The sequence below is a fragment of the Paenibacillus sp. J22P143 genome, assembly GCF_059692035.1.
The window spans coordinates 22,444-49,166 of record NZ_JCAUAQ010000021.1; the positions used below are offsets into that span (position 1 = coordinate 22,444).

General features: G+C 47.1%; 21 protein-coding genes. 1 reads left to right on the forward strand and 20 read right to left on the reverse strand.

Features of this window, described 5'->3' with window-relative positions; all coding sequences use genetic code 11:
- Positions 1-11: 11 nt before the first annotated feature.
- From AC58PQ_RS22470 to AC58PQ_RS22530, 13 genes are all read right to left on the reverse strand, one after another.
- Positions 12-1,199: a M24 family metallopeptidase gene (locus AC58PQ_RS22470; protein ID WP_497245503.1), complete on the reverse strand. Its 1,188-nt coding sequence runs from the start codon at positions 1,197-1,199 to the stop codon at positions 12-14.
- A gap of 152 nt (positions 1,200-1,351) precedes the next feature.
- On the reverse strand, positions 1,352-1,834 hold the full coding sequence (locus AC58PQ_RS22475) for a hypothetical protein (RefSeq protein ID WP_497245505.1): 483 nt from the start codon (positions 1,832-1,834) through the stop codon (positions 1,352-1,354).
- A gap of 16 nt (positions 1,835-1,850) precedes the next feature.
- Entirely contained in the window at positions 1,851-2,276 is a 426-nt protein-coding gene (locus AC58PQ_RS22480; protein WP_497245507.1) for a hypothetical protein, read from the reverse strand.
- Positions 2,273-2,404, reverse strand: coding sequence for a hypothetical protein (locus AC58PQ_RS22485; protein WP_497245509.1), 132 nt, complete (start codon positions 2,402-2,404; stop codon positions 2,273-2,275). Before AC58PQ_RS22485 ends, AC58PQ_RS22480 begins: the two co-directional genes overlap by 4 nt.
- Positions 2,405-2,435: 31 nt before the next feature.
- Positions 2,436-2,585, reverse strand: a complete 150-nt coding sequence (locus tag AC58PQ_RS22490) for a hypothetical protein (RefSeq protein ID WP_497245511.1) — start codon at positions 2,583-2,585, stop codon at positions 2,436-2,438.
- A gap of 22 nt (positions 2,586-2,607) precedes the next feature.
- Positions 2,608-3,507 (reverse strand): hypothetical protein, encoded by a 900-nt coding sequence (locus AC58PQ_RS22495; protein ID WP_497245513.1) that lies wholly within the window; start codon positions 3,505-3,507, stop codon positions 2,608-2,610.
- A gap of 13 nt (positions 3,508-3,520) precedes the next feature.
- Positions 3,521-4,453 (reverse strand): type II secretion system F family protein, encoded by a 933-nt coding sequence (locus AC58PQ_RS22500; protein WP_497245515.1) that lies wholly within the window; start codon positions 4,451-4,453, stop codon positions 3,521-3,523.
- On the reverse strand, positions 4,450-5,955 hold the full coding sequence (locus AC58PQ_RS22505; RefSeq protein ID WP_497245517.1) for an ATPase, T2SS/T4P/T4SS family: 1,506 nt from the start codon (positions 5,953-5,955) through the stop codon (positions 4,450-4,452). The genes AC58PQ_RS22500 and AC58PQ_RS22505 overlap by 4 nt, the downstream gene beginning before the upstream one ends.
- Before the next feature lie 23 nt (positions 5,956-5,978).
- The gene (locus tag AC58PQ_RS22510) at positions 5,979-7,214 is read right to left on the reverse strand and encodes a CpaE/TadZ family protein (protein ID WP_497245519.1); all 1,236 of its coding nucleotides are present in this window, start codon (positions 7,212-7,214) and stop codon (positions 5,979-5,981) included.
- A 168-nt stretch (positions 7,215-7,382) separates the two neighbouring features.
- Positions 7,383-8,090, reverse strand: coding sequence for a CpaB family protein (locus AC58PQ_RS22515; RefSeq protein ID WP_497245521.1), 708 nt, complete (start codon positions 8,088-8,090; stop codon positions 7,383-7,385).
- A 705-nt stretch (positions 8,091-8,795) separates the two neighbouring features.
- Positions 8,796-9,770 carry a PfkB family carbohydrate kinase gene (locus tag AC58PQ_RS22520; RefSeq protein ID WP_497245523.1) on the reverse strand — a complete coding sequence of 325 codons (975 nt, stop codon included), beginning with the start codon at positions 9,768-9,770 and terminating at the stop codon, positions 8,796-8,798.
- A 15-nt stretch (positions 9,771-9,785) separates the two neighbouring features.
- Positions 9,786-10,373, reverse strand: a complete 588-nt coding sequence (locus AC58PQ_RS22525; protein WP_497245525.1) for a TetR family transcriptional regulator — start codon at positions 10,371-10,373, stop codon at positions 9,786-9,788.
- 24 nt (positions 10,374-10,397) lie between these two features.
- Positions 10,398-11,561 (reverse strand): YhgE/Pip domain-containing protein, encoded by a 1,164-nt coding sequence (locus AC58PQ_RS22530; protein ID WP_497245527.1) that lies wholly within the window; start codon positions 11,559-11,561, stop codon positions 10,398-10,400.
- A gap of 976 nt (positions 11,562-12,537) precedes the next feature.
- Between AC58PQ_RS22530 and AC58PQ_RS22535 the strand changes: the two genes are divergently transcribed.
- Complete coding sequence (locus AC58PQ_RS22535; protein ID WP_497245529.1) at positions 12,538-13,350, forward strand: hypothetical protein; 813 nt, start codon at positions 12,538-12,540, stop codon at positions 13,348-13,350.
- Between the two features lie 1,336 nt (positions 13,351-14,686).
- Here AC58PQ_RS22535 and AC58PQ_RS22540 read toward each other — a convergent pair.
- The 7 genes from AC58PQ_RS22540 to AC58PQ_RS22570 all read right to left on the reverse strand — a co-directional run bounded on the left by AC58PQ_RS22540 (position 14,687) and on the right by AC58PQ_RS22570 (position 26,686).
- Positions 14,687-15,682, reverse strand: a complete 996-nt coding sequence (locus tag AC58PQ_RS22540) for a Gfo/Idh/MocA family protein (protein ID WP_497245531.1) — start codon at positions 15,680-15,682, stop codon at positions 14,687-14,689.
- Positions 15,683-15,686: 4 nt separating this feature from the next.
- On the reverse strand, positions 15,687-16,943 hold the full coding sequence (locus AC58PQ_RS22545; protein WP_497245533.1) for a Gfo/Idh/MocA family protein: 1,257 nt from the start codon (positions 16,941-16,943) through the stop codon (positions 15,687-15,689).
- Between the two features lie 94 nt (positions 16,944-17,037).
- Complete coding sequence (locus AC58PQ_RS22550) at positions 17,038-20,460, reverse strand: type 1 glutamine amidotransferase family protein (protein ID WP_497245535.1); 3,423 nt, start codon at positions 20,458-20,460, stop codon at positions 17,038-17,040.
- 57 nt (positions 20,461-20,517) lie between these two features.
- Complete coding sequence (locus AC58PQ_RS22555) at positions 20,518-21,708, reverse strand: glycoside hydrolase family 88 protein (protein WP_497245537.1); 1,191 nt, start codon at positions 21,706-21,708, stop codon at positions 20,518-20,520.
- 56 nt (positions 21,709-21,764) lie between these two features.
- Positions 21,765-23,774: an alginate lyase family protein gene (locus AC58PQ_RS22560; RefSeq protein ID WP_497245539.1), complete on the reverse strand. Its 2,010-nt coding sequence runs from the start codon at positions 23,772-23,774 to the stop codon at positions 21,765-21,767.
- Positions 23,775-23,864: 90 nt separating this feature from the next.
- On the reverse strand, positions 23,865-24,626 hold the full coding sequence (locus AC58PQ_RS22565) for a sugar phosphate isomerase/epimerase family protein (protein WP_497245541.1): 762 nt from the start codon (positions 24,624-24,626) through the stop codon (positions 23,865-23,867).
- Positions 24,627-24,679: 53 nt separating this feature from the next.
- Positions 24,680-26,686 carry an alginate lyase family protein gene (locus tag AC58PQ_RS22570; protein ID WP_497245543.1) on the reverse strand — a complete coding sequence of 669 codons (2,007 nt, stop codon included), beginning with the start codon at positions 26,684-26,686 and terminating at the stop codon, positions 24,680-24,682.
- Positions 26,687-26,723 lie beyond the last annotated feature (37 nt).

Consider the following 26,723-nt stretch of genomic DNA (forward strand, 5'->3'; position numbering starts at 1 on the left):
TGAGTCCTAACCTATATCCGACGTATCCCATCTCGGGATAACGTCAATTTCTCGTATCCACTTTCGGTGATCAGATACGTATCTTCAATACCAACGACACCTCGTCCCGGGAAGGTGAACTTGGGCTCAATTGCGATGACCATGCCGGGCGCCAGCGGGTATTTGAATCCCTTGGCGAGAACGGGCAGTTCGTCGATTTCGAGCCCGATGCCGTGACCAAGGAATTTCACTTGGTCAGCGCCGTACCCCATGAAGTGGGCGCCCAGCCCAGCTTCCTGTACTTGATCCAGCGCGAGCAGATACAGATGCTCGGCAATCGTGCCCGGCTGCAGCCTGGCTTCCGTGGCGCGGAGGACCGCCTCCGCCACGTCATAGGCTCGCTGCAGCTCAGGCTCTAGATCCCCGATCACGAGCGTACGCGTCTGATCGATCAAGTACCCGTCGATGGTGCAGCCGATATCGACGAGGATCGGGTCGCCGCGCCGAATCAGCGCGCGGCCCGAGCTTTGCGGGCTGGACGGGTGAAGCCCCGTGCCCCCGGCCGGCCCGTCAAAATACGTCGGCACCGCTGCCGAAGCGCCTGACGCGACCATTCCGGTGATCAACTCGGAATTGTACGCGCGCATGCGCATCAGCCCTTGGTGCCCGCGCAGCCTGAGCTGATGCTCAATGAGCGCCATCAGCTCAAATTCCGCCATCCCCTCACGAATGTGGGGGATGACCGCCTCCAGCGCGTCGTCGACGACGCGCGCGGCCGTCCGAATCGCCGTGACTTCGTCCGGCGATTTGATCATGCGCTGCTCTCGCACGAGTAGCGCGCCGTCCTCCCAGACCGCGCCGGGCAGCGCGGTCTGCAACCGCAAGTACAGCTGGACGGGTAACACGTCCAGCTCAACCGCCACACGCAGCGGCTCAACCGCCGCTGCATCGCCACACGCGCAGCGCGCGCGAAGCCGCTCTCCGAGCGTCTTCCAAGAGCCAAGCGCTTCGACGGCCGCTGCCGCTTCCTCCTCCGCTCGTACCAAACTCCGACGAACGAGATAGATCGCTTCGCCCTCCGTCGGAATGAACAAATACCCCGTCTGCATCGAGCCGCAGTAATAATATATATCGACGTTCTGTGTGACCAGGAAGCCTGACCATCCTCGCTTGCGCATCTCATCTTGCAGCAATTGCTGCCTTTGCTGAAAAATTGTCATTCGAATCGACTCCTATACGCCGTTAATTTCACACCTCACCCTCATTATACAATGAATACCCATTGTTATCATTCTTGCCCGACATCGATTATATGTCTGATATCTGGATGTCTCATGTCTGATATCTGATGTGCGGTCCCCTTGCCCCCCATTCAAAACACCATCTCCGCCGAACCCTTGATCGTCCAAGTAATCGGCTGCAATACCTTATACGCTCGTGGGTACGCCAATCGAATAAACATAATCACCCCAGGCCTTTCAAGCCTAACCGTATAGTCATGCGCATCATCCTGATACGTATAGGGAAATATTTCCCCCTCATTAACAACCTTAAATAGTTCAACTACCACCGTACTCTGCAAAAAAGTATCCGGCAATGGCCTATTATCCTCATCTAAGCGTAAATTCGCCTGCAAATAGGCCATCGCAGCCTCTCTCGCCTTCGTCTCATCAATCGAATAAATCCCCTGTGCCAGCTTCGCCCCATCACTTTGCTGAGCAGCCGCATGTACAGCATTGTTCAGAGCATGCTTCCCCTGAAACACGGTATGCATCGCTAATTCTTCATCGGTTTGAAGGGCGTACAAAGACATAAGCACCACGCTCATTAAGATCATTAATAGCAGCTTATACACGCCAATCCCTCAACTCTCATGGCACATATTCACTCATTTTCATACCTGTTGCGCCCATACGATCAGAGGCAGCAGGGACGGTAATTCCGACAAGTTGATCAATTACAAAAAGTCGGTGATACGGATACGTCATCGTCAACCTTAAGCCCGTCCCTCGCCATACGGGGGCTCCATCATTCATCCCACTAACACCAGTGTTGGTACCCACAACATACGCAATATCCCCAGGCACGAAGCCTCTTTCCGCCATGCGAGCTCTGGATTCCTGAATCATCGCTGCATTGATATACCCATGGCTGCCATTCGCGCCAACCTCAAGCAAATAATCGACTTCCTTTTGCAGCACAGCCTGTCGAACAATCACGATATGCTTATAAACCGGTGCAAACATGAACCAACAAAGCATAGTTGAAAAAAGGATAAATACCAAAATCTGCTTCATGGATTAATCCGCTCGATAGACCCATTAATTCTAGCCCCGCTATCGCTAACCTGCCTGCGTGTCCCCGTATTTCCCCCTACCACATCGACATAAATACCGATAACGACAATCATCAACAGCACCGTCACAAGAATAGACCTCATACATCGCCTGCCATCACTATGGTTGAAGTGCCGTAATATTCGTATTCGCTGTCGTCCCATGCGTATTAATATTACGTCTCATTCCCGTAGATCCATCATTAATAATCGTCGTAAACAATAAAGCCACCACAATCAACATCATCACTGTTACTAAAATATTTCTCATTTCTTCGCTCTCCCGTCGCTCATTAGTTAATAGCATCAAATAATCGCTGTCCTTCGGCAATCCAAGGGTACATAAACACCCGAAATGTATTCAGAATCGGCAGTCCCGCAAGCACAAAAAGCACATACGATACCGTTTCCTTCTTGCTGTCGCGAATCAATTCCATCTTCTCTTTATAGTCCTGAATCCGCTGCTTCAGCAGCTCGTAATAGCCACCATGCTCATTCAACCTGAGCGCATTCAGCGTCTCTCCAAAGCTATGAGCTTCCTCGGTTCCTAGTCTCCTTTTAAAATGGGAAATCGCTTCTTCTGCCCCCTGATACCATTCATTCAGCAGCAGTTGAACATGAGCTCGAATCGACGTCGTCTGACCCACACATAAGGATAATTTGTCATGCAAATTCAATTTCGACTCATTATAGTACAAGAGCTGTCGACTGATTGCATAAATATCCCTCACGATGCGCTGGGATCGCTTTTCTTTTAACTGTGCCAGCACTTTTCCATCCCATATCAGAAAAATCGACACCACCACAGCGCCAACAAGAACATAAGCAGGCTGCATTTGCAAAGAGAGCCAAGGACGCTGGAAAGCCGCATACCCCATACCTCCGATTAGAAGCGAACCACCTAGAAGCAGCCTTCTCACACCCTCATACAGATTCGCATTCATCCAAATACCACACCCCAACAGCAATTGGCGCTTCTCCTCTACCGCTTTCGTGCTCATCCCAAGCATTTTATACATCCACGAGGGGATATCAGCCTCTTTTAGCGTGCTTTTTACACGCAGAGAACGCCATCTCTTCTTGCGTAACGGAATGTACCTAAGACCTTGGTAAATCATGATCATCAAAAGTATAAATAATAGCAAACGCGAAGCGTACTGCAGCATTAACAGCTGGGTGTTGACCAAAACCACAACATTCACCTCCTCACATTCTTCGCATGGATAAGTAGATCCCCATCAAAAACGAAATGAAAATTAATAAAAGGGCATCCAAAATCATATTCCGCCCCGCCGGGTCGATCACGTAATACAAATAAGCATTGTCCGCGTTCACTTTGAAATTAATCCACATGAATAAAGCCATGAATCCGATTGGTGTAAAATTCGCAATGCGAATCTCCAAAAGTCGATTTCGTTCCATCTGATTAAAGCGCTGAGCTTTACGCATATCCTTGATGAGCTCCTTCAAGCTATCTCCGACAAAGCTTCCCTCTTTCAATGCCACTCGCATGATCCCCGTAAAATAATCCGCCCAGATATGACCGAGCGTGAGAGCGAAAATTCGCAAGCTTTCCTCTGTATCCCTTTGCGTCATCAAATGACGATATAACTGCTCGAAAACAGGCCTTATCGGATACAGAATTCGATTTTCCTCTAGACAATACTTCAGCGCGATTTTCATATTTTGATTAGGGTCCATCATATAAGTCTGGTAAAAGACTTCGACAGCAGGGAGAAACTCTAACCTCGTTCGCAAACGAACACTCACCAGTTTGACCCTTAGCAGCAAATAGGGCAGCGAAGCACCGATCGTGGTAATGATAAGGGCTCCTTTTAAGGATTGAAAAAACAATCCTCCAGCCAACAACCCCATCAACAACCCAACTAGACTTATCGTCAGCATCGCTCGCATGCTTAATTTGGATTCGACGGATTCCAATAGCTCCTTTATGTGCTTATAAATCCAGCCCCATGTCTCCAAATAAGCACTTAATCTCGCGCTAACTGTGGCGTTTTTTACATAGTGCAACCTGAATCTGGCTTTGCGTTGTCGGATCAGCAGCTCTAGAAGAGCTTGAAAAACCACAAAAACGATCACAAATAACAACAAGAGAAAGACATATTTGGCGAAAGTCACCCCTCTAAATCGCCTTCTTTCCCATCATTTTCGATAAATCCGTGCTCTATCAACAGCGAATAGCTCCCCGCATCAGCCTTCTTTACTTTTCGCGATGCATGAAGCGACAATTTCCCGGGAAATGTCCATTTGTCTGTCGAGTTGTCATAAAGAGCTAGATTCGTGACGAAAACGCAATCATTTTCATAGCGGTATTCGACGATTCGCACAATCTTTCTTTTACCGTGAACAACCTGCATTTCAATGCCGATATGTGTAACAAATTCAGTAATCCGCTTCGTCAACCGCTTCGAATCCATCCCTCTGCCATCGAGCATGCACATGTCAGTAATCGCATCGGGTACATCCTCCAGCTCACTCACATGGACCGTTGTCAAACTGCCCTCATGGCCACGCGTACAAGCGCGAACATACAAATTAGCATCTTCATCCCTAATTTCAGCATGACATATGCGCTTCGGGGACTGCCTTAACGCCAGTTTAAATGCCTGTAAACCTGAATGCCTCGGATCTTCCTCGTCTATTTCGTATTCGACGATATTTTTATGTGGAAAATCTCGCATTAAATTCAACTCAAATCGGGATTCAATCGTAATGATTCGCTCATTATCGTCCATTTCGGCGATGATCGCCTTGATAAGATTTGTTTTACCTGAGTTTGTCGGCCCAATAACGACCAAATTGAAATACGTGCGGATGAAACAACGAAGTAATATCTCCATGCGGGCATCCATCGTGGCAAGGTCTGGCGAGGCAAGCGAGGCTAAATCAAATCTTTTTACGGTATAAAATCGAATCGTTAATGTCGGTTCTGCTGTGAATCCGAAGCCTGTCATCGTCACACGTGAACCATCTTGGAGCACAACCTCTGCCCAGCGCTTCCTGGGATTCAGGGTATCGTGGTTGAATAACACCAAATTTTGTTGAATTCGCTCTAATTCACGGATCGATGGAAGCTCATAAAGAGAAGGTCTTGCCATGCCACCGCGCACCTCAAAAATCTGCCTCCCCACAACCTGAATCTCTTCCAAGCCTTCCTTCTGTTTGAGGACAAGTTCAAGGACATTTAAGCCAATAATTTCGGCAAAAATCGCTTCAGGCAACGTCGTATAACCACTAGTCCGAGGAGGAATGCCGGAAAGCCTTCTTTTCGACACGAGATCATGAATGATCGCCAGCAGCTTGCCACGATCCTCTTCATAGCCCAGGATTGCGCGATTCAACGTCTCGTTATACAGCTGCTTTTCGCTTTCTGATCTGCCTTTCAAGGAAACAAGCTCACTGCGAATCTCCTGAACCCATTGCTGGAAAAAAGCTTCCTCACCCGCCTGATCCTGACCGTTACTGCTTGCACGCACTTCGTTGGTCCGTTCGACCATCCCATCCTTGGGATCGTTTAACCCGGTCGCATGTAATTTCGGATAGTGACCCAATCCAACAACTGCCTCTTCCGTCCTACGTTCATGCATGTAGGTAATCATCGAAAATCTTTTCCCGCTCACTCCCTTACCCTCCTGATATGGATTTAGCTAACCGCACGTTTGCCGGCGAGAAGCTTTTGAAACCATGTTTCCTGACGCACACTCGTCCTTTGAGGCAGCTTGTAATAATCCGCGAATTTCCGCGCCACAGCCTTCACCTCTTGATGCATCGGATGCGTTGAGCTCAACAGCTCCATCAGCTTACCTTGATTGCAACGAGCAAGCGCATCCCCGTGTTTGCTGACATGTCCAATCAAATGCAGCTGCGTTTCTTTGCGAATATCTTTGATCGTGAACTCACTTTGCTTCGCATGCCGATCCGTTTGCACAGCCATAAGCTCGAAAGCATCCGGCTGCAAGCCAAATACAGACCCAACCTGCCGAATCCACCTTGAGAAATCCTCCTGAAAATGGGCAATATCCCCTGTCGTGACAACGATTTTGCTATCTGCTTCAAGCAGCCCGCTAACCGTCGCCGCATTATCCCAATAAGCGCTAACTTCAATCATACAGATGTCAAAAGCGCCTCGCGCCACCCGCAATAAATGAATAATTTCTGCTGGTGTAAAAAACTCAGCCTGCTCGCGAAGCATATTACCGTATAAAATGTGCAGCCCATGCGCCTCTTTCGGCTTATCACAAACGTGAAGTAACCTTTCAGGCGTTAAACTTTGCGCCTTCAGTTCCGCTCTCAACCCATCTAACGTAACAAGGTGCTCTTCACGCCCCAGGTATCGATGGAGCTTTGAGCTTTTGAGATTCAAACAAAGATAACCTACCTTCTTCGAAGTCTCCATCGCTAACATACAGGCCACGCCAAAAGACGCCAACGTCGTACCAATATTCGGGGTAGAGCCAACGAACGTAACCAATTTACCAGGAAGCGCCTGATTCGATTGTCCTCCACTCGACCCATCGACCCATGCGCGGATTTCATCCGCAATCACAGCCGTACTGCGTCCTGGGAGGATATAATCCAGCTTCATCAGCTTGCACATTTTCACATATTTCTCATTGATCGAGGCATCATGATAATTCGAAAGTAACACGATGACCTTCATCGCTGGATCTTGCCCCTGCAAGCCTTCCAGAAACTCCTCCAGTTCCCCGTATGCTAGCTCCCGATCAGAAATAATGACGTACGAGTAAGGTAGCTCCATTGATTTAGGCTGTAAATCATTCGCCTCCGAAAATATTCGCCACCCAAACGGTTTCACATACACCACATTCGTAAGCTCATCAATCAAACGCTGATCCGTCGACACTAGACCGATTTGCATATTGTTTCACCTCTCTTTTTGATAAATTAACATCTCACGCAGTATTCACTCCTAGTTGCTTGTTAATGGACTGCTGCTCCTACTCTGCACGCCACCATCCACTTCTACTCGACTCCCTGCCACCACTCTCCACTTCACCCGACACCCTCCCCTCTTTCTCCTTCTCTCCTACTCCCCTACAAGAATCGACGTGGAACTGAAAGCAATGACTAGCTTAGCCTTCTTCGTAGAGCATAATTGATCAATCTGGAGCCATTCTTTCTCCGTTAAATTTAAATTTATCTGATCAATAGCGCCATTTGCTTCTAGTCTGGAGGTGTACATCTTCTGTTCATCTCCCTCAACTTTGGAGAACAGATTTGAATTTTTCGGATTATCCACCTCCACATTGGCAGAGGACTTCACAGAAGCAACTGCAATTTCCCTCTCATCGAATAGCCTGCGTGAGCTGCCATCACTCCCCGATACATAGATACGAACCCGATCTCCAGCGCGGATACCATTGGAAACCGTGAGTAGATATTCTTTGGGAATTTGAAAAGTCGCTTGTTGCTCATTGGGCAATAGATGATAGCGATTCACTTTCCATTTCAGAATTGGCTCCTGCGTACCTAAGGGAATCATGGATTCCTGTCCAACAACATCAGCAAGCCTCGTCATCATGTCCGCTGTGTAGCTTCCTTTCTGAATCGCCTTGAACTCGACCATATCGTCACGAATAAACTGACCCGCACGAATAAAATCCCTCGGAACCACAACCTGAACCGTCTGCTGCATCTCAACCTGGTTCACTTGCAACACATACACCCCGTATACGAGCAACCCAGCAAGCACCGCAGCAATCACACTAATTAGCAGGCTTCTCCTGCGGTTCAATCGATCACCTCCTCCCTTCAAACACAACAAAAAGAACGCAAACCTCGGAAAATCCATCTCCGAAATTTGCGTTCTTCGCAAATCAAACTGTATGATCAATAAGTTCGAAACAATATATTAAAAGTAACACATAAACTTCCATTTTTCAACATCCATTTACAAAAAAAATGGTTATTTCTGAAAAAAGTAGTTAGCGGCGCAGATTGCTAGAGTTACCGAGGTTAGCTTTTTCTATCGACACTATCCCTTCGACTCAGGAACATCAACCATCTACAGCTATTCTACTATCCCCACCATTCAACACGAATAGCTCGGCATGCTCTCACTTCAAGACTACCTATCTATTCGCACTATCCCTTCGACTCAGGGACATCCTACCATTTACAGCCACCGAGCCATTTCATACCATTCTACGAAAAAATCGGCAAGCCTCCACTTCAGAGCTACCTATTTAGTCGCACTATCCTTCGACTCAGGAGCATTAGTCAGCTACTACTAGCTACTCTCACCACGCCACCCAATTGCTCCGCCTTACCACCACTTCAGAGCTACCACTCTGTTCCCATTATCCCTTTGGTTCAGGAAGACCAGTCTGCTACACCTACTCCACTCTACCATTCCATCGTTACCTCTTGTAGATACCACAGAATTCGAGTTCGCACGATATAGTAGTGGAGTTTAGGCTAGTAAAAAAGGAGACCCAGCTTAAAGCTGGATCCCCTCAATTACTTCTGCAAGTGTTGGCAACGCAGGAATCGCTCCCCTGCGCGTCGTGGTGATCGCCCCGACGCGGTTCGCGAAGGCGAAAACCTGCTCAGCCGCACCAGGCTCCGCCAGTGCGTCAACGACTGTGGCTGGCGTCACGCCAAGCGCCGCCAGCTGAAAGAGCATACCGCCGACGAAGCTATCGCCGGCGCCTGTGGTATCCACGGCTGCCACAGGCACGCCGGGGATTACGACATCCTGCCGCGCGGTTACGACGCGGCAGCCCTGCGCCCCCAAGGTGATAATAATCACCTTGGGCCCGCGCTGCAGCAGCTGCTGCGCACCTGTGGTCGCGTCTACGCCGAGGAGGAATTCGATTTCCTCCTCGCTGACCTTGACCACATCCGCAAGCCCTAGCTGCGCAAGGATCTCAGTCCGAGCGGCTTCCGCGCTCGGCCACAGGGCTAGCCGCACATTGGGGTCGTACGACACCAATGCGCCAAAAGCTCTCGCTCTCCGCGCAGCGTCGAGCGTCGCGGTACGGCAGGGCTCGGCGATCAGCGATACCGAGCCGAAATGATAAACCGCGGCATCTTCCAGCCACTGCGTCTCGACTTCGTCTGCGCGCAGCAGCATGTCCGCCGCTGGGTCGCGGAAGAACAAGAAATCGCGCTCACCATCCGCGCGCAGTGAAACAAAAGCCAGACCGGTCTTCGCCTCATCGGTCTGGAGCACAGCCGTTTGCACGCCAACCTCCTGGAGCGTGCGAACTAGATAATCGCCGAAAGGGTCCCGGCCGATTTTCCCTATAAACCTTGCGTCGCCGCCTAATTTGGCGACCGCCGCAGCCACGTTCGCCGGAGCTCCGCCCGCAGCCCGTCCGAACTTCGTAACGTCGGCTAGCGCTTGTCCATTTTCCTCCGGCACAAAATCAACTAACAGTTCACCCAAACACACAATAGTAGATTTGCCCATATCGCCCATTCCCCTCTATTTTTGATAGCCGAGTGCTCGCATGACGAATGTCGTTGTCTGTCTAATCAAGGTTTCCACATCGGGCCGTTCTTCCGTAAACATAGGCTCGAAAAACTCCCTCTGCTTATAAAAGAACATCGCACCTAACACAAACATCAGTGTGCTATCTAGCGATTCAAACTCAAATAGCCCATCTTGTCTGCCCTTGTCCAATAAATCACGAACCTTTTTCCATAGCGGAAAAACAAGCTCCCTCATTTTCTCTACACGGGGGGTAATTGCGATAATCTCCATCTGAATCAGACTAATCATCTGCGGATCCTCATTTCGAAGCTTCACGACTTCTCTAATTACTATTTGGATACCTGCCAGCGGATCTTCAACTTTAATAAATTCCGATATTTTTTCTACAGGGAAAAACTGTTTAAATATTTCATGGAAAACGCTCTCTTTTCCACCAAAATAATAGGAAACCAGGGCCACATTGGCCCCGGCCTCCTCACATATTTGACGAACACTAGTTGCATCATAACCATGCTTCGCGAAGAGCTTTTTCGCAGCCAGCACAATTTTCATTTTCATATCAGAATCTTGTTGAGCCATGTCTAGCGCCCTCCTCATCGATCGTTAAGCGTTTGATGGAACACGAGCTGCGGATGAAGCTGTATTTGCTTTTTTCACCAAAACAACTAGCATATCAATACCGAGCGCAACTATGGCTATCAACACTAAGTAGCCAACTTCGCTGCCAACACCAGGTCCACCGAATAAAATATTCATCAGCCCGTTCACGGCATAAGTCGCCGGGAAGAAATTACTTATTGTATGATAGAAATCCGACAGTAACTCTCTAGGCACAATCGCACCAGAGGAGACCAACTGCAGGGATAACATAGCAATGTTAAATAGCATACCTGCGTTCCCAAACAATGTCAAAAACATTTGTGCAACCAAAGCGAAAGTTAATAAAAACAACGATTCGAAGCCCCACAGAGCAACAAAGCCTTTATCTACTTGACCTCCTAATGCAACAACCATAGTGGCACTGATAAGTCCAATGACAACCGCAGCAATGACAGTTATACCGATACGCGCGGCCATTTTTTGCATTTTAGAAAGAGAAGCACCTAATAGAGTGGTAGAAACATTGAAGTTCATCCCCATGATCATCGTCCCCACAATGGAAGCTAGCACAAGCATCATCGGCAGCATTTGATTTGGCATATCCTTCACTTTATTCGTGCTTTGAATGTCCGAGCTCACTTTACTCGAAAGTCCTTGTGCGATCTGAGTCGCTTGTTCAGCAGGAAGCTGCGGATTCATCTGGGTCAATACAGCCGATGCCCCTGCCGCGACAGCCTCTTTATTTACCGTAGCCGTAATGTTCCCCGCCACAGCCTGCATGATCGACTTCGTCATGGACGGATTCGATTCATTAACCGAATAGGTGATTGGTGCAGTCTGCCCTGGCGTTTGAAGTTTTTTCGAAAAATCCGGCGAAATATGCATAACCATCTGCACTTCGCGCAGATTAAGCTTGCTCTGCGCTTTCTCATTTGAAGCGATAACTTCCATCTTAAAAGGCAGATTACTCTGCAGGCTTTGAACAATCTTGCCTCCCATTGCCTGATCTTCATTGACGATCGCGATCTTCAAATTCTTCGTATTATCCGAAACCCCCGAATACCCGGTCATCCATATGATACTAAACAACAATTGAAACGTAATCGCGGTGATAATCCCTACTTTCGTTGACGCCGGTTTTAAAAATGCAGCTATTGACTGTCTCATGTAACCACTCCTTTTTTATTAAACAATCATTTAAATTAAACATTTGTTTAAATAATAATGCAGTTAAAATGATTTGTCAACTTATCGTTTAAAACGGCGGAACTACAACGACAAGAAAATCCCTCTACAATTGAAGCATCATATCTGCAGAAATGTAGGGACTTGCTTGTTACTATCCATTGAACAGCCAATTCAAAAAAATCAAATCTACTCTTGGAATAACAGTGGGATGATGCCTAAGGAAATCGATGTGGATGTGCCAAAATGGAGCAGAGTAACTTGGTCATCGCTACTTGTGGATCGGCTGGTTAAAAATCGGTGCGATACGCGATTCTCATCTAACGAGAAACTTACCTCTCAAAAAAAAGAGTGTCCCTCAGCAGAGACGCTCTTTTTCCGTAAGAGTTTTGTATGCTATGCTCGGGCGAATTCCGCTCCTGCAGCTTCTTCACGATAACCAGGATATATTTGTGCAAGCCCAAGTGCGCGAAATACTTTATCGATCGTCCCTACCTTCACCCCGTCATTGAGCTGCTTCGATCTGAGAAATTCGATCAGGTTCGGATCAGCGCTTTATGTATGTTAAATAGACCGAAGAATAGCAGTTTCACTTCTTACAACTCTTCTCCTCAAGTGGGGGCTGTTTGGAATTTCCCGTATTTCGAGATTTCAATTATTTTATGAATAGTGTACTGTAATCATAAAAATTAGTAGGTATATATTACTAGTAATGTATAAAACTTTCCATTAAATCTATGATTATTATACTATGACCACGGAAATTATTAGGTATATATCACTTAAAATAAATAAATAGGTTATTTTTGTAAAAAAGAGTAGTATAATCTATTTCGGGCTTAATATTTACAATAAATGGATGGAGATGCTTATTGTTTGTTTTATTTTATCGTAAATATCCTAGCAAACTTTTATTAATTTAAAAACTATTATTACAACGAAAAGAGGAGATTTAGAGATGAAAAGATCAATTAGAACAATTATCGCAACAACATTAGCTTCAGCAATGTTTTTTGGAGTAGCCAGTTCAAGTTATGCCGCATCAAATGATAAGAAATTTCAGCCACAAACCAAAACTACTCACAAGTCAAAGAAATTAGTTACATCTGATGGCAAAGTTCTTGGTACTACTGAAAAGGATACTACTATTACTATTAGCAAAAATGGTACTGATACATTATTTTCTGTTACAGAAACAAATGATTATCAACTAGAACCTGAATTCAATAGCATAGCAGAGTATAACGCTAGATTTGCAGATGGCTCAACAGTAAAGAACTATAAAATCACAAAAAACAACGAACTGTATCTTGATGGTAAGTTATTGGATAGCGGCAGCAAATCCGATCAATTTACAGTGATGGCAGCGAATGCCACAGGAGGAATACCTCAATATTGTCATTACTATAGTAACAGCGACTATAGTAGCTTTACATTTGCTACATTTAGTGATGTTGATTTTTCCGCATATGAGTCTGACTTTATGTCTTCAGCTGGATCCAATATTAATAGAACTATTTCACCAACGAACACCTTCTTTAATTCAGCTAAATCCGCAGTAGATTCTTTTGAGGATAATTACGATGATTTTCAATATGATGTGGCCGCATTATTGCTTTCGACTGCGTTGGCAGCACTAACATGGGGAACATTGGTTGGTTTAGTCGCAGCCGGTGGAGCTGCTGCTATTTCTGCGGTAGCAGTCATCAATGATTTTAATGATTGTGAAGATGATATAGGTGACGCTTATGGTTACGTATCACATTTTTAATAGTAATCTAACAGATAATATGGCATAATTGAATTGGAGTTTTTCTACCTATATGTCTATTATATGGGAGGTTATAAATGGTTTTGCTTTTTGGAATTTTACTATATGTCGTAATCATCGGCCTAGTTGTTTATAGAATATGGAAGTACAGACTTAAAAGATTAAATAGAGAAAACCTTGGTTTAATCATAATATCAGGGTTGCTATTGAAAACAATTAATATTCAACAAAATTGGCTATATACTTTATGGGGATTTAATATTATTTTGTTAGTAGTTATAATAATTGGAATGATTAAAAACAAACGTTAATGCCCACTTGGGGTACCACTTAAAACGCGGATTTACAATGCTAAGGAAAATATTAAAGGCAGTTTTATTGATCTAGTCAACATAACGGTTAAGTTGGCCTATTAGGCTTCCATAAATAAAAAGGCTGCCGCGTCAGCCTTTTTATTTTGAATTTTTTGAACTAACGTTTAACCGAACAATTACCTTAGGAGTTCATCATGCAGCTAGATTCCCACAGACCGATCATTTCTAATTTTTTTACTCATCTATAGTGCCCTCGCAAGAGGCATTTACATCCATAGGGGGTAAAAATGACGCAGCGGTGGACTAGAACTTGGAAAGTAAAGTTCTAATGCGCCTCTGCTTCTATAGTCTTTATTACTTTAGCTTAATTGTAGATTAATAGCTGAAAAGGGCAAATGTATTACGATGAATTTCAAAGAAACCTACTTTGCAAGAAACATTAAATTTTCCCAGTCATATTGATTGAAACATAGGTCCATTTGAACTAGGTGGGAGTATATATTAATAGCAATATTTCCTGAGCGGTTATTCGCATTGATAGCGATACCACCCTACGATGATAAATCGCATGGTTGGTTGTGTGGTTCATTCGAGTACGCACAGTCTCATTTTGCATTCTTTTGTGATCTAGTGTTTTAATTAAAAACATAAAATTACCACTTAAAAAAGTGTAACTTTCATGACTAATTTCCATTTCTGATACAATTCAAATCAAATTGCTCATATTCCAGGGATTTTCTTGTCGTCTGCACGTATTGTAGGGATCTTCTCGTCGCAAAAATAACGACAAGAAAATCCCTATAAACACAAAAAACCTTGATTTAACAAGGTTTAAATGAGGTCCACTTTCATGTCGTTGTACTGCGGACTAATAATAATCTAAATAATCTAAATCTAATAACTACACAAATGTCTCTACATAATAATATGACAAGAACTTGATCCGACAACTAAAAAAGCCTGCTATTTACGCGGACTTGATTCGGACAATGTCCTTGTTATCCGACATAAAATACGAAATGTTATAAAGCCCTCTCTTCCGTGTTCGGGGAAATTGAAACAACCTGGCCGTTCGCAGCGGATTTGTTAGCAGCCATAGTGATTTCGTGGGTTTTCAGTGCGTCTTTATAGTCGGATAAAATGTGTGATCGATCTCCTGTTCTCAAGGCATAAATGAACGCCTCGTCTTCAACGAAATAAGGATTAGTTACATTAGGATATGTATGTATTCCTTCTGAAGTATGCTCACGAAGTTCGTTGTTCCGTAGTTCCAACACTCCCTTGTTTGTATAGATATCAAGTCCGATATGATGGCCTATAGGTAGCATACAAGTATTGGAAATGGTGGCGATCATGCCGTTGGCCATTTTCAAGGTTACAGTTCCAACGTCTGGCACATCGGTACCTTCCACTTGCTCGTCCATGACCTGAAGTGCGTAAGCGGCGTAGACCTCAAGAACCTCCCCGCACAGATAACGAAGCAAATCGACAATGTGGGTAGTCTGCTCTACGAATTGCCCTCCTGAGCCCGCTTGTACTCTCCACCATGGAACCATCGGCATCCTGCCCATCCAATAGCCAAGCGCCATTCCCGCTTTGCTACGTTCCAACAATTGCTTGGCCTTACTGGCCGACTGATCATACCTCCAATGGAAACCAACGGAGGTGATGATCTTCTTCTCTTCAATCTTTTCGCCGATGCCATTAGGCACTTCCGTGTCTATTCCTAATGGTTTTTCCACCAAAAAAGGAATACCGCGTTCGATTAGTTTATGCTCTGCGTCACCGTGAGCCATTGGGGGAATACATACGTAAACACCATCTAATCGGGAACTGTCCAACATCTCGTCAATAGTAGCAAACGCTCTCGCTCCGAAGTGATTTGACGCCGCTTGCTGCGCACGCTGATGATCCAGATCGTAAAACGATATGACATCTACCTCTTTCATTTGGAAGAGGTTTTTTAGATGATAATTGGCAATGCCTCCAGTGCCGATAAAACCGATTTTGACCGTCATACTTTCACGCTCCTATAATTGCATTAGCGAATTCAGTAAGCTCAATGGATCGCCCCTTATTCAATCTTGATTCTTCCGCAGCAAAAGCCATTAAATGACTGCGTACGGAGGAAGCAGCAGAAGTCAGTCCTTCTCCTCCATCATATTGTCGTACTTCTTTTATGAAGGAGCTCATCACCCCTGAGTCACCTCCGCCATGACCACTGTTTGGTACATGTACAGTAATCTCATTTTTCTCTTTCGTCACGAAGTCGTACAGCGCAATCTTATCATTATGACCGCTGATTTGTCCTTTCGTTCCCATAATTTGAATGATCCTTTCTTGCTCCATCGTAAAGCCGCACATGCTGAAAGTCGCTGTGGCGCCATTCGCAAACTCCATGTTGACCACCTGGTGATCGACCACATTATTATCTGATTTATACACACAACGCCCATAAGGGGTAGTCTTTAGTCCTTCCACGATTTCAGCTTTAGACATCGTTGGCGCAAAATGCCATGCCCAGCCCTTCCCATCGCCCAAATAAAATTTTGGAGCTGAATAGGCACATTGGGACTCAACCGCACAACCATCCAGGCATCGGTCTGTTGAGCCTTGAGGCGCATTACCAGAATGAAAGTGCATAAGTGAGCCGAAGGAACTGATGCGAACACAAGGCTGATCCATTAACCACGACAGCACATCCATATCGTGGCACGATTTGGAAAGAATCATCGGGCTGGAAGAGTTTGAATTGTTCCAGTTCCCACGAACGAAGCTATGGGCGATGTGCCAGAAGCCTACATTTTCATTCAACTGAATGGAGACAACCTCTCCAATTCTACCTTCATCAATCAAGCGCTTAATTGTCGACCAGAATGGTGTATATCGAAGCACGTGACAGATGGATAACAAGCGATTGTTTTCCTTCGCCGTGAGCTCCATTTCCATGCATTCCCTTGGATCAGGAGACATCGGCTTCTCCAGAAGGACGTGGTAGCCTTTGTTTAGGGAGTCAATCGTCGGATCGCGGTGCATTTTGTCTTGCGTACAGATGAGCATGATATCCGACATTTGCGGCTGTTCCATCACCTGCTCCCAGCTTGAGAAACAGCGCTCCGCTGGAATATTGTGTTCCTTGGCAAACCTTTCTCTTCTCTCCGTATCTGGTTCGGCAACTGCTACAAAAGTCAATTCATGCGGGTAGTCCAGCGCATAGGGCGCATAGCTTCGGGCGCCTCGGGATCCTGCTCCAAGGAGAACTGCTGTCAATGGTTTCAATTCAATTCCCCTTTCTTAATCTAGTGTACTTATCATCGTATTATCCTTGCTCCTGTACTAGATGAAATCCACATTAAGTTGTATCTGCTCTATTTCACACTTCCAAAATCAATCTCAAGCTGATAATCGCAGATCCCGTCAGATGAACGTTCAGTTTCCACGATTGCGGGGAGCCTTCGCTGTGAACCGCCAGGTTTTCTCCCGATTCGGTCTTTGCAGACAGAACGCAATTTGAATCATGATGTTTAACGAATACTGTCAGTTCTGTGTCTCCGCTGCCTTGAACCGTCAACTTTACTTCCTGTTCATCCTCGCGCAGGTCAATGACATCCGTTTCATTGTCTTCTGTCATGATCCCCACATTGTCGGACAAGGTGATCATATGCATCTTGTCCCGATTGACGGAAACTTCAATCTCCTGGTCTCCCCACAACAAAGTTGATCTCACAGGAGAAGAGCTTTCTTCCCACCAATTGATATTAAGCGTGTAAATTACGCGCAAGCCGTCTTCCCGTTCGTATACCGTAAACCCAATGTCCGGGCTGCCGGCTAGCCAACCTCGCTTACGTTCCATTTCCATTACGGAAGCCCCAAAGCCATGCAACACCTGTTCATACCATCCCCGAATCCGCTGATCTGCAGGATACGCTTTTGCATTTACATACAGCACTTTTCCTTTTCCAAACAGATGCTCAAGAATCAACGGGTCTCCGCTCACGCTTGTCATCCGGACACTGGCAGTCAATTTCTCTAATCTTCCGATTTCGAGCGTTTCTCCTGTTTCCAGCTTCGTTCTTTGATAACCTGTAATCTCGGCGCCGATCAATTGCTGAATGTCTGAGGAATCAACCAGAGTTGGTGCTTCTCCAAAAGCATCCGAACGACTTTTGGTCGCGTACAGATGCGGCAGCCCGATGAGTAGCGTACCGCCTTCCTGCACGTACCTAATCCATTTTTGGATTTGCTCCGAATCCGCCGTATTCCAGCCAAGAAAGGCCATGTACGCGTAGCTTCCAAGTATCTGATCATTCGCTTCAACGGGAACGATGTCTGCGATGCCATACGGAGTACCGGTATAGTAGCCCACCGGTTCAGAAGGGCACGGATGTTTATAAATGGCAGAAAGAACCGACCGTGGATAAAAGACTTTTAATAGATCCCAGCTTTCTTCCGGAGTGGAAAACGCCCATTCATCCCCCTGCTGAGCCCATACGTTCCTGCGTCCAAAACACGTCCATCCGTCATTCTGTCCATGTAAAAACGCAATCGATCCGTGCAACCTGCCTCTGCGGGTATGTGTTTGAACAAATCTGTAGAAATTCCGCTGTTCGTCCGTATGTCGGCGACACGCCACACTAAACCTCTCCAGATCGGCAAAACGCTCTTCCAGTCTCCATAGGCCTTCTTCCGTATTGATCTGATCGACTCCATGCATGTAACACAAATACAAAGCAAGTCGATACCGTCGGTAACGTTGTTCAGTGTCGTGCGGTGTCGTAGACCATTGCACGGCCAGATGGGCGCCGAAACTGTCTCGACCGTATGCACGAGATGCCCCTCTTAGCGCAGCAATAATGACTTCATGCGGACCATACATCAATTCCGCTCCTAGCCAGGAAACACCAGCCTGGTATAAATATTTGAACAAAACGGAAGGTCCCGTGTGCCTTGAAGCGTAGTGCGGAACGAGCCCGACGCTCTTGACGAACTGTATAGCGGCCATTTCCATGTCCTTCGCTGCTAGCGGATCCAAGTTATAGTAGACGCCGTGCAATGTTCGCACAGGTGTCTGAACTACGACATGCCCTTCCAAGCGTGACATTCTGTTCAGTAAGTCGCTATATAGCTCGCGTTCTGCGCCAGGGCTCGCGCCCCAGTAACTGGAAAATCCATCCCGTTCATGCGCTTGGCTTCCCAGAAAATTAGGACCACCCAGTGTCTTTCTTTCCGGATTGACACCACTTCCAGGCAATTCCCTGTTTTCAACGATCAGAGCATATTGCAGGCCAAGTTTTTCGCATAATTCCTTCGTTTGATTCCAATCCTGCTCTCTGAGTGACCTCGTACCCGACCATCGGTAGACGGGACGGAATGTGGTCATGTTGCCGATCTGTTGGTTCATATACCAAGCAAGGAAATAGGCCATTTCGCTGGCATCTGTTTCGATGTAGACAAGATCGGACGTCCCGGTCAGCACATGATCGTCGTCTCGTTCGACGGCTCGCTCCACAGTATCGCACCACGAACCGTCTTCAGTGCACAGCTCGATCGTCGCGGTTCCTCCTGCACGTTCCGCAAAAAAGCGAATCTCGTTAAATCCTTGGCATTCCGTGATAAACTCGCTTTGTTCTGGCCGGATGTGCGTTCCTCCACTCACCGAAACCTGAACCTTGATACCCGGCTGCCCCGCTTGAACCCATACGCTGAAGGCTTCGCCGGCGGTTACAATGTCCGGGCATGACAAGATACCGAAATCAAATGGCCGGCTGACGAATTCGACCGATCTCAGCTTGTAGGGAAGCGGTTCCCGATAATCGGATTCGAGTGTGATTGTCATGTCATGATTCCCCGAGTGAAGGACGCCGTGCGGAATTTCGAACTCGGACACCGGCCAGCGGTAAACCGGTTGAAAGCGTTCTCCCGCCCATACAGTCTGTCCATCGATTTCCACACGGAACGCCGCCCATTCCTTCTTGGACAAATTTCGTCCGAGCCAGGAAAAAGATGTGGAAAACGGCACGGAAGGCGCAAACGGGGGAAGAAGATTAAGAGAACTCTCCGCTTGCAGGCATGGATCTTCCAACCATACGTTTCCGGAATAGTTGCAACCGGTTACGTGTATCAGCAAGCAGGCGAGCTTGCCTTCGACCGGGATGACGACGTTTTTTTTCTCCCATCCGCACGTACCTGCTCCAACGTCGATCCGATAAATCGCATCCGCCATTTCAGAAATATCCCGTGGATGCTTCCCTTCCTTTATATAGAACACTTCCGCCACCATCTCGAGTGATCCACCCTGCAGCAGCTCGACTTGTTCTTTTTTGCACCAAACCGACATCTCTAACGATGTAACTCCGGCATTCCTAAGTTCTGGGAATCCACCTTCGACCTCGTTCCAGACTACTTTGGTATAAGCTTCTCTCGGATAATCTTCCCCCTCAGAACTCAAGGCCAGACTGAACCGACTATGATGGGTCGCAGATTCGCACAAACTGTCGTCGATCAATCGGTAAAGCGGAGGAAAGTGCTGTTCCGTCATCCAAATTGGAGGCAGGTCAACTTCCCCGGTGAGCCTTAATCTGTAGCTCCGGCCATCGCTCGCGGACCATCCGATATCGTTTCCCGAAAAGCGCAAGGAAACACTCTCGCCTGCCCTCAAGTAGCGATAGTCCTCATGCATAATGAATCCTTCCCCAGAGAAGCACCTGTCCGGCAATTGATACAACCGCTCAAAGCCGTAATCACTATGGCCTACTGCTTCAAGGGATTTTTCATTCTTTTCTACAGATGATTTCATTGGTTATCTCCCCAATCAATTTCTTTCGAATTTCCCGGGACATGTGTCCGATTTCGATCACCAGTACAATTTCCAATCTTTATAAACTCTTACAAGCGCTTCGAAGTAAAAATAGTCCCCCCAAATGCAGCATTCATCGATACCATGGCCGGGGGCCGGCTTGCCGTAAACGCCATGCAGCAATATACCATTGGAACTCGGATCACTCCTGGCCGTATACTTGTCAGCCAATGATTTCAGGCTATGTAACGAGGCATTTTCGTATATACGCTTGTTATTGTCCGACAAGGGTAAATGCTTGGCAAGCTCCAGCATGCCGCATACGGCGATGGCCGACGCAGAGCTGTCTCTTTCTTCGGGGCCCTCAGTGAAAATTAAATCCCAGTAGGGCACGTAATCGTCCGGAAGTCTGTTCAAAAAGTAATTCGTCACTTTTTGCCCCACGTCGAGCAATTCGGAATCCCTTGAGTAAATGTAGCTGAGTGGAAAACCATACATCGCCCAAGCCTGCCCGCGCGACCAGCACGAATCATCGGAGTATCCTTGCGCCGTCTTGCCGTATTTCGGTTCACCCGATTCCACATCCATGTAGAACGTGTGGTAGCTGGAAGCGTCGTCTCTGATCAAATAAGCGGCGGCCTGCTTGACGTGACTTACTGCAGCGCTATAATATTTCCGTTCGCCGGTCATTTCGTAAGCCCAGTATAACAGCGGCAAATTCATGCAGCAGTCGATGATCATACGACCGCGCTGTTTTGGGTTGTCTAGATTGCCCCAAGCCTGGATGATTCCCGCTTTCTCGAAATACCGTTCAAGAAGCAAGTCGGCCGCACGGAGTGCCGAGTTCTTCGCTTCCTCGTTACCGGTCAGCCTGTATGCGGAGACACAAGAGAGCGTATAGAGGAATCCCAGGTCATGAGTGGCTGTATGTTCTTTATCCTCTAACCGTTTCTTGTAGCTTTCCAACTGCCCTTCAGCTGTTAAGCGATATTTCATATCTCCTGTCACTTCATAGGCCAGCCACAGCATCCCCGTCCAAAACCCTGGAGTCCATTCAAAATTGTCCCATGGTTCGTATACATTGTTAATACTGGACGACGACGGAAACTTGTCTGTAAAATTCTCCAGATTCCGATCAATTTGCGATATCACATATTGAATCTCGTTTTCGCAAAAAGATTTGGTCAGAATAGGAGCATCGTCATATTTCCTCATATCTTGTATTCCTTCGTCTTTAACGTGTAACATGTGAGCTCTCCCTCCAAATGGCTAGAACAGTTTGAGGCCGCTTAACGCTGCAAGGGTTACATAACATTTTTTGAATATTCGTTTTCATCTATCACAATCGATTGACCGTTTTGCAGGTTCAGCCGGATTTGCCGATCGCGAACGTCTCCCGAGGCTTCAACTTCCGCTACCGGGCACTTTTCTCCTTCGTTTGTCGGAAACAACAGTGTAACTACACGAACTGGTCCCTCTGCCGTCAAATCGTACACAACCGTAGGAGCAGGCGCATATTCCCCTTGCGCAAGGATAGGGGTGTTTTGCCACCCTTGCCACTCCGGTTCGGTTTGCCCTTGAACGATTTTGCCAGCCAGATTTTCCATTCGGTTCGTTATTAGGGTCAGATTCGGTCCTTCATCGTTCAAGGTAACACTCTTCAAACCTTGAGTAACCGCCTGTTCACTTTGCAGATGCCATAAAAATTCATAGCTGTGCGATTTTTCATCTTGCGGTTTCAGCCTATCGATAACCAGGAAGCATGGAGATACAAGAGGATGGTTTTTCAAGAACAGTACGCTTCGACTGTGCGTGACCCTGATCTGCGCCTGAACGCCGTAGCCTTCGCCATAGGTTCCTTGAACATAATCGAAAGTTTCGGAGGAATGCCATTTCGCGCCTGCCGGCAAAAGGATGTCTTCCTCCTTCCACTGGTAAGCGACTCTCCGGTTTTGATCCGATCCGTCTACACGGACCGTATTATGTGAGCGGGTTGACTCCACATAGCACCGCATTTCGGATTCGTCATAGGCGTAATTGCCGCCTTCGGTTAGCAATAGCTTACCGTAGGCATGAATCAGCAGATTCAATTTATCCTCATGCTGGTGGCCATGCCCGAAGGGCCCCGCGTCGAACATCGCCCATACGGCTTGCCGGTCCCAACCGTTTCGCATGACATAGTATCCGCTGTAGGGAAATGGTATGGACGTTTCAATCGGCGGTTTCCCTTCTTGCCCTTCCGTTAATGCCCAAAGAAAATCGTGCCGGTGCGGATATCGCCGTGTCGCCTCGGACATGGAAGCAGAGGCCGACACTTTCAGCCAGCGGCCGTCGTTCAAATCCGGCAACCGACCGTCCGGCATCATCAGCTTGACATGGACGGAGCAGGCATTTTCGAGTGCATGAACAAGTTCGGGAGCAATCGAGCGCCCGTATGCTTCATATAACTGAATGACTTGAAAATAATTAATTAACACGACCTCGTGATAATTCGTGCTCAATTCGTATTGGAATCCGTCCGGGTATAGTTGTATGTTCAATTCTTTGATCAGCATCTCCTGAGCATAATGTACCCAGTTCTCCGCTTCCCTAAATTCGGGACAAATTACGCCGACGTGGGACAGGCCATTCATCTCCATAAGCAGCCAGTTGCCTTGCCGGTGATGGTGGCGGAGCCGCATAGCATGTTCCAACAAGGATTTATACCAATCGATCAACACATCGTCGGTGAAATGGGGAGAACGGTAACAGGCGTGAAGCGCGTAAGGCCAGGCAAAGCCCATACGGATACCGCACTCGATTGTCCGCCACCCGTATCCCGGTCCACTTTCCGGCACAACGACCTGCCTGACCCAGCTGGTAAACAGGTTAATGAGTCCCTCGGCATATTTTTCGTCTCCCGTTTCCCGGTAACGCTTCGCCAGCACTTCCCATTCCAAGTGGCGGTTGAGCTGCCAGGTCCACTCCAAATATTGATTGAAAGTAGGATTGGCGGACCAGTCCACCAATCCAGAGAATTGGTGGGGCGTGCCGCAAGATACAAGCTTTAAAGACAAGATGCGTTTGCCCATTTCTTCTATCGTCTCTCCAGGCAGAAAAATCTGGATTGGCATTTCAAGGCGCGAGATACGGAAATACAGATCTGGACGTAAAGTTTTCCGAACATGTTCCGCAAATAATTGGCGCGCCTGTCCGAAATCTTCGCTTTCGACCGCTTTCTTTACATCCTCAAGCCCCGGCAAGTTCATATTGATCGAACGGGTAAAAAATTCGTAATCGCTTACTTTTGGACCAAAAAGTGCTTGGTTTTCCATTCTACTATGACCTCCATTAGGCTCTTAAGTCTCAATCAGGAGAACGGTTTTCAAGAATCTATTCGATTGTCTTTCCGCCGATCGGCCAACTTATTTCGCCAGCCGGTCGGCGAGAAGGTTCAAATTATTCAAGCTGATTTGCAGGCTGTCCATCGGATTACCCGGGCATTCGTCCTGTTCGACGCAATACCATTCGATGCCGTTCCGCTCGCCCCAAGCCAAAATCGGCGCAAAGTCGATGACACCTGTGCCGATTTCGGCGAATGTTTGCCGTTCGTCATTCGTCATATCTTTTAAGTGAATGATTGGCATCCGGTTCACGTAAGGAGCGATGAACGAGACCGGATCTCTACCGCCTTTTTTTACCCAGAAGACGTCGATTTCGGCAAGCAGCGCATTGTCTGCGGAAGGCTCCAGCAAAAATTCAAGTGCCGATTTACCTTCGATCACCGTATCGAACTCCCAAGCGTGGTTGTGGTAACTGATCCGGTAGCCTTGCGGAGCAATCTTTCGCGCGATTTCGTTCATTTCACTGCGGGTCGCCCGAAAACCTTCTTCGCTGCGAACCGGAATATACGGCAAAATCAAGTCTTTCGTGCCAAAAAGACGCGCTTCCTCCATAACCGAGTCAAGCTCGCCACGGAACCGATCAAGCCCGATATGCATACCCGCGGTGCCGAGCTCCGTTTCCTTCAATACCGCTGCGATTTCTTCGGCTTTGTAGCCGCGCAGACCAGAAATTTGCACGCCGGCCCATCCCATTTTTTTCAGCTCGCGAATTACGCCCGGAAAATCCTGCTCCAACTCGTTGCGAAGCGTGAACAACTGGGCTGCAAATTTGTTTTTAATCACTTAAACACCCCTTTGGCAATATGAAAAAAATGTATGATTCAACTCTGGAAGGGTTACATAACATTTTTTGAATATTCGTTTTCATCAATCACAATCGATTGACCGTTTTGCAGGTTCAGCCGGATTTGCCGATCGCGAACGTCTCCCGAGGCTTCAACTTCTGCTACCGGGCACTTTTCTCCCGCGTTTGTCGGAAACAACAGGGTAACTACACGAACTGGTCCCTCTGCCGTCAAATTGTACACAACCGTAGGAGCAGGCGCATATGCCCCTTGCGCAAAAGTATCGGTGTTTTTCCACCCTTGCCACTCCGGTTCGGTTTGCCCTTGAACGATTTTGCCTGCCAGATTATCCATTTGGTTAGTCACTAAGGTCAGATTCGGACCTTCATCGTTTAAAGTAACACTCTTCAACCCCTGAACAACCGCCGATTCACTATCCAGATGCCATAAGAATTCATAGTTATGCTCAAATTCGTCTTGCGGCGTTAGCCTATCGATCACCAGAAAACATGGAGCGACGAGCGGATGGTTTTTCAGAAATAGTACGCTTCGGTTGTGCGTAACCCTGATATGTGCCTCATCGCCATAACCTTCGTCATAGGTTCCATGAACATAATCGGAATTGTCAGAGGAATGCCATATCGCGTCTGCCGGTAAATGGATGTCTTCCTCCTTCCACTGGTAAGCGACCCTCCGGTTTTGATCCGATCCATCTACACGGACCGTATTGTGAGAGCGGGTGGACTCTACATAGCTCCGCATCTCAGATGTGTCATAAGCGTAATTGCCTCCTTCGGTTAGTAATAGCTTACCGTAGGCATGAATCAGCAAATTCAATTTATCCTCATGTTGGTGACCCCTCCCGAAGGGCCCCGCGTCAAGCATCGCCCATACAGCTTGTTGGTCCCAACCGTTTCGCATGACATAGTACCCACTGTAGGTTAATGGTACGGATGTTTCAATCGGAGGTTTCCCTTCTTGCCCTTTCGTTAATGCCCAAAGAAAATCGTACCGATGTGGATATCGCCGTACCGCCTCAGGCATGGAAGGTGCATCCGAAACCTTCAGCCAGCGGCCGTCGTTCAAATCCGGCAAACGACCGTCTGGCATCATCAGCTTGACATTGAGTGAGCAGGCATTTTCGAGTGCGATAATAAGTTCGGTAGCAATCGGGAGTCCGTATGCTTCATACAACTGAATAACTTGAAAATAGTTTACTAAAGTAACTTCGTGATAATTCGTGCTCAATTCGAACTGAAATCCGTCCGGGTATAGTTGTCTGTTCAATTCATTGATCAGCATCTCCTGAGCATAATGTTTCCAGTTTTCCGCTTCCCTAAATTCGGGACAAAGTACGCCGATGTGGGACAGACCATTCATCTCCATAAGCAGCCAGTTGCCTTGCCGGTGATGGTGGCGGAGCCGCATAGCATGCTCCAACAAGGATTTATACCAATCGATCAACACATCGTCGGTGAAATGGGGAGAACGGTAACAGGCGTGAAGTGCGTACGGCCAGGCATTGCCCATACGCAGCCCGCATTCGATCGTCCGCCATCCATATCCCGGCCCACTTTCTGGCACAACGACCTGCTTGACCCAACTAGTAAACAAGTTAACGAGTCCCTCGGCAAATTTTTCAGTTCCCGTTTCTCGGTAACGCTTCGCCAGTACCTCCCATTCCCAATGGCGGTTCAACTGCCAGGTCCATTCCAAATATTGATTGAAAGTAGGATTGATGGACCAGTCCACCATTCCAGAGAATTGGTGGGGCATGCCGCAAGAGACAAGCTCTAAAGATAAAATGCGCTCGCCCGTTTCTTCCAACGTCTCTCCCGGGAGATAATACATGTTTTGCAGTTCGTGAGGCGGGATCTGGAAATACAGATCCGGACGCAAAGATTTACGCACATGTTCCGCAAATAATTGGCGAGCCTTTCCGAAATCTTCGCTTTCGACCGCTTTCTTTACATCCTCAAGACCCGGCAAGTTTATATTGATCGACTTGAAAAATTCATAATCGCTTACTCGTGGACCAGATTCTACTTGGTTTTCCATGTTATCATGACCTCCATTTGTCGCTACAGTCTCAATT

What these genes read in the sequence shown, in the direction of transcription:
- AC58PQ_RS22470 (WP_497245503.1), bottom strand. Translation starts at nt 1,199, where the DNA reads ATGACAATTTTTCAGCAAAGGCAGCAATTGCTGCAAGATGAGATGCGC.
- AC58PQ_RS22480 (WP_497245507.1), bottom strand. Translation starts at nt 2,276, where the DNA reads ATGAAGCAGATTTTGGTATTTATCCTTTTTTCAACTATGCTTTGTTGG.
- AC58PQ_RS22490 (WP_497245511.1), bottom strand. Translation starts at nt 2,585, where the DNA reads ATGAGAAATATTTTAGTAACAGTGATGATGTTGATTGTGGTGGCTTTA.
- AC58PQ_RS22510 (WP_497245519.1), bottom strand. Translation starts at nt 7,214, where the DNA reads ATGCAAATCGGTCTAGTGTCGACGGATCAGCGTTTGATTGATGAGCTT.
- AC58PQ_RS22520 (WP_497245523.1), bottom strand. Translation starts at nt 9,770, where the DNA reads ATGGGCAAATCTACTATTGTGTGTTTGGGTGAACTGTTAGTTGATTTT.
- AC58PQ_RS22525 (WP_497245525.1), bottom strand. Translation starts at nt 10,373, where the DNA reads ATGGCTCAACAAGATTCTGATATGAAAATGAAAATTGTGCTGGCTGCG.
- AC58PQ_RS22530 (WP_497245527.1), bottom strand. Translation starts at nt 11,561, where the DNA reads ATGAGACAGTCAATAGCTGCATTTTTAAAACCGGCGTCAACGAAAGTA.
- AC58PQ_RS22535 (WP_497245529.1), top strand. Translation starts at nt 12,538, where the DNA reads ATGAAAAGATCAATTAGAACAATTATCGCAACAACATTAGCTTCAGCA.
- AC58PQ_RS22540 (WP_497245531.1), bottom strand. Translation starts at nt 15,682, where the DNA reads ATGACGGTCAAAATCGGTTTTATCGGCACTGGAGGCATTGCCAATTAT.
- AC58PQ_RS22550 (WP_497245535.1), bottom strand. Translation starts at nt 20,460, where the DNA reads ATGAAATCATCTGTAGAAAAGAATGAAAAATCCCTTGAAGCAGTAGGC.
- AC58PQ_RS22555 (WP_497245537.1), bottom strand. Translation starts at nt 21,708, where the DNA reads ATGTTACACGTTAAAGACGAAGGAATACAAGATATGAGGAAATATGAC.
- AC58PQ_RS22560 (WP_497245539.1), bottom strand. Translation starts at nt 23,774, where the DNA reads ATGGAAAACCAAGCACTTTTTGGTCCAAAAGTAAGCGATTACGAATTT.
- AC58PQ_RS22570 (WP_497245543.1), bottom strand. Translation starts at nt 26,686, where the DNA reads ATGGAAAACCAAGTAGAATCTGGTCCACGAGTAAGCGATTATGAATTT.